We start from the raw sequence: 7,142 nt of genomic DNA, 5'->3' as shown, positions 1-7,142 counted from the left end.
GCGCGATCGAAACCATGCAACCGATGGCACAACAGCACGGGATCATGCTAGTCGATCGATCTGCTGATGTCCAACTCTGGGTAGATACCGATTATATTCTCCAAGCTTTGACTAATTTAATCAGTAATGCGATTAAATTTTCGGCTGCTGGTAGCACCGTCTGTTTGACAGTAACCTGTCTAGAACCTCCACCACCAGAGCGTAAATCGACTAAATCTAAGTCTGCTAAAACTCGCCCGCAAGCTAAAATCGTTGGTGAAACTCCATCGGCACTAATGGACGTATTATTTCAGGTTGCAGACGAAGGACAAGGTATTCCCGCTCTCAAATTGGAAAGTATTTTCGAGCGATTTCAACAGGTGGATTCTTCCGATTCCCGCAAAAAAGGCGGTACTGGTTTGGGATTAACAATTTGTCGCAAAATTATCGAGCAACATGGCGGTAAAATTTGGGTAGATAGTACTCTGGGTGTTGGCAGTACCTTTTCGTTTACAGTACCAACTCGCAAGTTATTTAAAAGTAGCGACCTGCATCAATAATCTATTCCCTATTCCCTAATTCATGAATCACAAACGGTTATTAACGATCGATGATGAGGAAGCGATCCAAATAGTCATCAAATTTGGCATTAATATGGCAGCAGGATGGGAAGTATTATCTGCTAGCAATGGTAAAATCGGGATCGAGATCGCCCAAAGAGAACTCCCCGATGCAATTTTGCTAGATGTGATGATGCCAGAAATGGATGGAATTGCCACGTTTAAAGCTCTCCAAGCCAATCCAATTACGGCAGGAATTCCAGCGATCTTCCTCACTGCCAAAGCTCAAGCTGCCGAACGCCGCCAGTTTAATGAGTTGGGGGTAAGTGGGATAATTACTAAACCTTTTAATTCTCTCGATTTACCCGATCGGATTACGAAAATACTTAATTGGTGAAAGTAAAGTTTGCAAATTCAGATGCATACTGCGTTGTTTGGCAAAATGCTGAATGGGAATTGTAGTTATGAAAATTCTGTTAATAGAAGATGACGATCCCTTAATTGCCCTATTAACTCGGAGCTTGAATTCTCAACATTATATTGTCGATGCGGTCAAAGATGGGGAAATGGGATGGATATATGCTTCCACCTTTGACTACGACTCGATCGTCTTAGATATCATGTTGCCCAAATTGGATGGCATTAGCCTGTGTAAAAAGTTGCGTGGGGCAGGCTATACAACCCCAATTTTGTTATTAACCGCTCAAGATAATACTACTGCTAAAGTACAGGGTTTAGATGCGGGGGCGGATGACTATATGGTCAAACCTTTTGAGATTGCCGAACTGATCGCACGAGTGCGCGCCCTGCGCCGCAGGGGCAGTAACAATCCTTTGCCCCTATTAATTTGGGGCGATCTGATGCTCGATCCGATTACTTGTGAAGTCACCTACAATCGGCAACCGTTGATTTTAACTACCAAGGAGTACGATTTATTAGAATTGTTTTTGAGAGATAGCGCGCGCGTATTTAGTAGCGAGGAAATTATCGATCGATTGTGGTCTTCTGATGATTTTCCCGCAGCAGCGACAGTCAGATCGCATTTACGCAGACTCCGCCACAAGCTGCAATCCGCTGGCGCACCACCAGATGCGATCGGCACTATTCATGGGCGCGGCTATTATCTCAAATCTCCCCAATCTCATGGTAATGGTACCGATCGCCAACCCGAACGATCGCCATCATTAGTAAGCGCAATTGACATATTACCTGGCTCCGATAGTTTAAATGGAACAGAAAGCTCGGATCGAGATGCTCAACAACAGCAGTATCTAGCCTTCATTCAGGAAACATGGGTAACGACAAAACCGCAATGTCTCGAACGTTTGACAGAAATTAGGGCAATAGTCGATCGATTGCTGGCTGGTAATTGCACCTATCCCGAACAACAACAAGCCCATCAGCAAGCTCATAAACTAGTGGGCACTCTCGGCGTACTCACCCTGCTCGATGCGATGGAAATCGCCCGTCGGTTGGAGGTTATTCTCAATCGATCGATCCTACTATCCCCGACAGCCGCAGCAATACTACCAACTCTGGTGGACGAATTAGTGAAGTCGATTGTCCAGAAGACAGGCTACGCCAACGAGACAACCGCACCCAGTCAAATACCGCCAGCAGCAAATCCAGATTTACCGCTACTATTACTCATCGCGATCGATGCCACCTTAACCCAATCCCTGAGTGCCATTGCCGAACATCGCGGCTATCGCCCGATCTCGTTATCGACGATCGCGGCTGGAGTCGGTTATCTGACTACTATTACCGATCTCCCCTCGCCGCCAGTCATCTTCATCGGCTTGACAGACACTCAGGAGCTAACGAACGTCAATTTACCGCTGTTCGATTTGATGGCTAAAATCGATCGACAGTTTTCGGATCGATCGGTATTAGTATTAAGCGATCGCGATGAATCGAACGATCCGCCCCGATCGCAATTGCACCAAAGATTGGCTGTAGTGCGTCATGGGGGCAAATTCCTCAATACGACTGGATTGACTGCCGATCGCATCTTTACGGCTGCTACAGCCAGATTTCCGACTGCGAGTGAAGTCGAACTTAAAGTGATGGTCGTCGATGACGATCTCGATTGGTTGCGCGCCATGCCCAAATTATTACAACCTTGGGGGATGAAAGTTACCACCCTCGCCGATCCGCAACAGTTTTGGACGGTATTGCAATCGGTCGATCCTGACGCGCTGATTCTAGATATCAAAATGCCAGAAATTAACGGCTTCGAGCTATGCCAAGTGTTGCGGAGCGACCCCCACTGGCAACATTTACCGATTTTATTTTTGACGGCTGCTCAGGAGGCGATCGCCCAGCAGGAAGCGTTTAATGTCGGTGCGGACGATTATCTCTGCAAACCCGTGATGGGTGGAGAACTCGCCCATCGCATCCGCCATCGATTGACACGATTGCGATCTTTGCAATCCTAACAACTGGCAATTGCTGTAGCTCGATCGAATAACATCGTCGTCATATAACGATTTGTCCATTCGGTACCGAAAGATTTTTCTAACACTCGACGGGTTTTATCGTTTTCTTGCTGTCGATCGCAATAATACTCCTGTCCGGCGAGGATCGTCGCTAGCTCTCGTGCGGAGGTCGCGGGCTGGGTGTGGATGGCAATTTGACAATGAATCTTCAGCATTGACAGCACGTAGTCTCCAAAAGCTGTTTCTTCGTCGGTATCGCTGGGACGAATAAATAAACAATAATCCGAGAAAATATCTCCCCAGGCTGGCAACTCCCGGACCTGAGCGAATTTGACTGCGGGGAGTCCGAATAGTGGCAATTGATAACTCGTCGGCAACGATCGATCGCGATTTACAGGCGACAAATCGACAATTGCCGCACTGATGCTACCTCTCCCACAGACGATATCCGCCCCAAAAATCGGCAGATTGTAGTGGGGATGGGGAAACATGACACAGTGGAGAATGTCGAGGTTTTGTCCGACTTGGGCGAGTTCTAGATGCAGCTTCCGAAATTGTGGGGTTTGATGGCAACAATTTTCGATCGCCAAGCGTTCGCCGTCGAGACTACCTTCGATAAAACCCAGATCGTGAGGAATTTGATAGGGTGAGAGATCGAGATGTTCTTGCCAAGTTTGTTCGATTCGATCGGCTAATGTGCGGATGAGGGGATGTTGTTTCTCGCGTAACGATCTAGACATAAATTTTATTTTAACAAGTTGTGTTAGATCCCGATCTCTAGAAATTTAATCTAGCGTGATGCTCAAATCATTGCACATCGATCGCCAAAATTGCTACCTTAGATAATTTTATTAACTCAGTTCTAAATATTTATTTATTACCTGCGTCGATCGCTCGTGCAGAATGCGTGCAAGCAATTGGGGATCGCTAATGTAACGATTTCTTCATATTTTGAAAAATATTCTCAGAAACCTGCGAGCTTTGCGTGAAGACGGTTTAAGAGAGATTTGACATGTTGTAATCTGCTATTTCAAGCGATCCCCAGAGATCTGCACAAAATTTGCACGAGCGAACTGGTTTAATCAAATTGGTTCAAAAGACATTGAATTCCTGACATTGAATCCATCGGGAATTCACCTTTTTCAAATTAACTTATATTGCAATGTAGGGAGTTTCCTTAGATGTTAGATGCTTTCACTAAAGTGGTCGCTCAAGCAGATGCCCAAGGTACATTTGCCACTGACGGTCAAATCAATGCACTCAAAGCAATGGTAGCCGATGGCACCAAACGGATTGATATTGTCAATCGCATCACGTCCAATTCTTCCGCTATTGTTGCCAACGCAGCTCGCGCATTATTTGACGACCAGCCCAACCTGATCGCTCCTGGTGGAAATGCTTACACCAACCGTCGGATGGCAGCTTGCTTGCGCGATATGGAAATCGTGCTGCGTTACGTTACTTACGCTGCTTTCACTGGCGATGTATCGGTACTCGACGATCGTTGTCTCAATGGTTTGCGCGAAACTTACCTCGCCTTGGGCGTTCCTGGTGGTTCGGTAGCTGCGGGGATCGGCAAAATGAAAGATGCGGCGATCGCAATTGCCAATGACCCCAACGGCATCACCAAAGGCGACTGTAGCTCCCTGATGGCTGAATTAGGTGGTTACTTCGATCGGGCAGCTTCCGCTGTGAGTTAATTCTACATCGACTGATTTCAAGTTAATTTTGCCCGATCGTTTATTAAGAGATTAAGTCTACTATGAAAACTCCTTTAACCGAAGCTGTAGCTACCGCCGATTCTCAAGGTCGTTTCTTGAGTTCCACCGAACTCCAAGTCGCCTTCGGTCGCATTCGTCAGGCTACTGCTAGCCTCGATGCCGCTAAAGCTCTGGCTGGTAAAGCTCAAAGCTTGGCTGATGGTGCCGCTAACGCCGTTTACCAAAAATTCCCCTACACCACCACCATGCAGGGTCACAACTATGCTTCTACCCCTCGCGGTAAAGCTAAATGCGTGCGGGACATCGGTTACTACATTCGGATGGTTTCCTACTGTCTGATTGCAGGTAGCACTGGCCCGATGGATGACTATCTAGTTGGTGGTTTGGCAGAAATCAACTCCACATTTGAATTGTCTCCAAGCTGGTATGTAGAAGCTCTCAAATATATTAAAGCCAACCACGGTCTTTCTGGCGACTCTGCTAGTGAAGCTAATTCCTACATCGATTATGCGATTAACGCCTTGAGCTAATCGGCTCCTGAAATTCCCAGGACTGGAGGGTGTCATTCGTGCTCATAGAGTGGGGACGAACGATGTCCTCTGGTGCTGGGATTGTTGTAATCAGATGAAAATGAAGGCATTAAAACTATGACAAGTTCTATGACTGCTAGACAATTAGGCTTCGAGCCGTTTGCTGGTAATTCGCCAGTAGAGCTACGTGCCAATCGATCGACAGATAATGTCCGAGCGGTAATTTGGGCGGCTTATCGACAGCTATTCGGTAACGACCATATTATGGCAAACGAACGTTTGACTAGTGCGGAATCGCTCCTCCAACAAGGCGATCTGACCGTACGAGATTTCGTGCGCGCGTTAGTACAGTCGGAATTATATAAACAAAAGTTTTTTTACTCAACTCCTCAAGTTCGGTTTATCGAGCTGAACTTTAAACATTTATTAGGTCGCGCTCCCGCCAACGAAGCGGAAATTACCGAGCATGTAAATCGGTTTATCGATCGCGGTTACACTGCCGAAATCGACTCTTACATTGACTCAGCGGAATATCAAGCTAGTTTTGGCGATGCCATCGTGCCTTACTATCGCGGTTTTGCCACCCAACGGGGACAAACTACCGTCGGCTTCAGCCGGATGTTTCAACTGTACCAGGGTTATGCCAATAGCGATCGCGCTCAAGGCAATAACAACGCTGGCGTACTCACCGCAGATCTCGGTCGCAATTTAGCAACCGCAGTCCGCACTCGCGGTTTGGCGGGTAATACCAAAGGCGCGCGCGAACAACTCTACCGGATCCGCTTGGTTCAAGCCAACCGCAGCCGCACCACCCAAATCCGGCGCAGTTCTAGCGATGTATTAGTCACCTACGAACAGCTCAACAGCACGCTCCAGCGGCTCAATCAGCGCGGGAGTCGCATCGTCAGTATCGATCGAGCGTAACCCCCTCTATCCCCTATTTAGGAGTAAAATCTGTGGCAATTACAACCGGATCTTCGCGCTTAGGGACTAGTGCCTATAGCGATAGCAAGCCGCTCGAACTACGGGCAAATTGGTCGCCAGCGGATGCCCAAATCGTCATTCGGGCGATCTACCGTCAGGTACTAGGTAACGACTACCTCATGGCAACCGAACGACTCATCGGACTCGAATCATTACTCTGTAACGGTCAAATTACCGTGCGTGACTTCGTGCGGGGTTTAGCCAAATCCGAGTTATATAAAACCAAATTTTTATATCCAGTTTTTCAGACTCGCACGATCGAATTAAACTTCAAACATTTATTAGGACGCGCTCCCTATGAAGAGTCTGAAGTAATCGAGCATCTCGATCGGTATCAAAATAGCGGCTATGATGCCGATATCGACTCCTATATCGATTCTAATGAGTACGACGAGAATTTTGGCGACTCGATCGTGCCCTACTATCGCAGTTTTGAGTATCAAATCGGGCAAAAATCGCAAGGATTTACGCGGATGTTCCGCCTGTATCGCGGTTATGCCAATAGCGATACATCCCAAGTAGCGGGCAACAAATCTCGTCTAGCTACCGAACTCGGTAGCAATGTCGCCTCCGCCGTAATTCCACCTTCTGGTAGCAATGATGGATTTGCTTATCAAGGTGTGGCTGGGAGCGCAATGCCCGCTCGCGTCTTCGGACGTACGAGCCAAGGCGATTCTAACCGACTCTATCGGATTGAAGTATCCGGTATCAGTCTACCCCGTTACCCCCGCGTGCGCCGGAGTAACAAAGAGTTTATCGTGCTATACGAACAACTTAATAGTACGCTTCAGTACATTAACAAGATTGGCGGCAAGGTAGCGAGTATTACCATCGCTTAGAAGATAGTTGAAAAGTATCGGTTATACGATAAATACCGTCGATCGGATCTTTATCCTACCCGTTACTTTCTATTTGGATTTTATCAAGCTA

The 7,142-nt window shown here is 47.2% G+C and carries 8 protein-coding genes; 7 read left to right on the top strand and 1 reads right to left on the bottom strand.

Going from position 1 to position 7,142, the window contains the following annotated elements; genetic code table 11:
• From RMO79_RS11585 to RMO79_RS11575, 3 genes are all read left to right on the top strand, one after another.
• On the top strand, positions 1–539 hold a 539-nt coding region (locus RMO79_RS11585; protein WP_310483316.1), incomplete at its 5' end, for an ATP-binding protein.
• 22 nt (positions 540–561) lie between these two features.
• Complete coding sequence (locus RMO79_RS11580) at positions 562–936, top strand: response regulator (protein ID WP_310483315.1); 375 nt, start codon at positions 562–564, stop codon at positions 934–936.
• A 67-nt stretch (positions 937–1,003) separates the two neighbouring features.
• A complete protein-coding gene (locus RMO79_RS11575; RefSeq protein ID WP_310483314.1) occupies positions 1,004–2,977 on the top strand; it encodes a response regulator in 1,974 nt (657 codons plus the stop codon).
• On the opposite strand, the gene RMO79_RS11570 is transcribed toward RMO79_RS11575, so the two are convergent.
• The gene (locus RMO79_RS11570) at positions 2,974–3,717 is read right to left on the bottom strand and encodes a phycocyanobilin:ferredoxin oxidoreductase (protein WP_310483313.1); all 744 of its coding nucleotides are present in this window, start codon (positions 3,715–3,717) and stop codon (positions 2,974–2,976) included. The two genes, RMO79_RS11575 and RMO79_RS11570, sit on opposite strands and share 4 nt — an antisense overlap.
• A gap of 441 nt (positions 3,718–4,158) precedes the next feature.
• Between RMO79_RS11570 and RMO79_RS11565 the strand changes: the two genes are divergently transcribed.
• From RMO79_RS11565 to RMO79_RS11550, 4 genes are all read left to right on the top strand, one after another.
• Positions 4,159–4,677 (top strand): phycocyanin subunit beta, encoded by a 519-nt coding sequence (locus tag RMO79_RS11565; protein ID WP_310483312.1) that lies wholly within the window; start codon positions 4,159–4,161, stop codon positions 4,675–4,677.
• 62 nt (positions 4,678–4,739) lie between these two features.
• Positions 4,740–5,228, top strand: a complete 489-nt coding sequence (gene cpcA / locus RMO79_RS11560) for a phycocyanin subunit alpha (protein WP_310483311.1) — start codon at positions 4,740–4,742, stop codon at positions 5,226–5,228.
• 117 nt (positions 5,229–5,345) lie between these two features.
• Positions 5,346–6,152 carry a phycobilisome linker polypeptide gene (locus RMO79_RS11555; protein ID WP_310483310.1) on the top strand — a complete coding sequence of 269 codons (807 nt, stop codon included), beginning with the start codon at positions 5,346–5,348 and terminating at the stop codon, positions 6,150–6,152.
• Between the two features lie 32 nt (positions 6,153–6,184).
• Entirely contained in the window at positions 6,185–7,051 is an 867-nt protein-coding gene (locus tag RMO79_RS11550) for a phycobilisome linker polypeptide (protein WP_310483309.1), read from the top strand.
• Positions 7,052–7,142: the final 91 nt, after the last annotated feature.

This window comes from Chamaesiphon sp. VAR_48_metabat_403 (genome assembly GCF_031422475.1).
Lineage (GTDB): Bacteria > Cyanobacteriota > Cyanobacteriia > Cyanobacteriales > Chamaesiphonaceae > Chamaesiphon.
The sequence above is the reverse complement of the archived record's forward strand: the minus strand, read 5'-3'. Positions and strand labels throughout refer to the sequence as shown.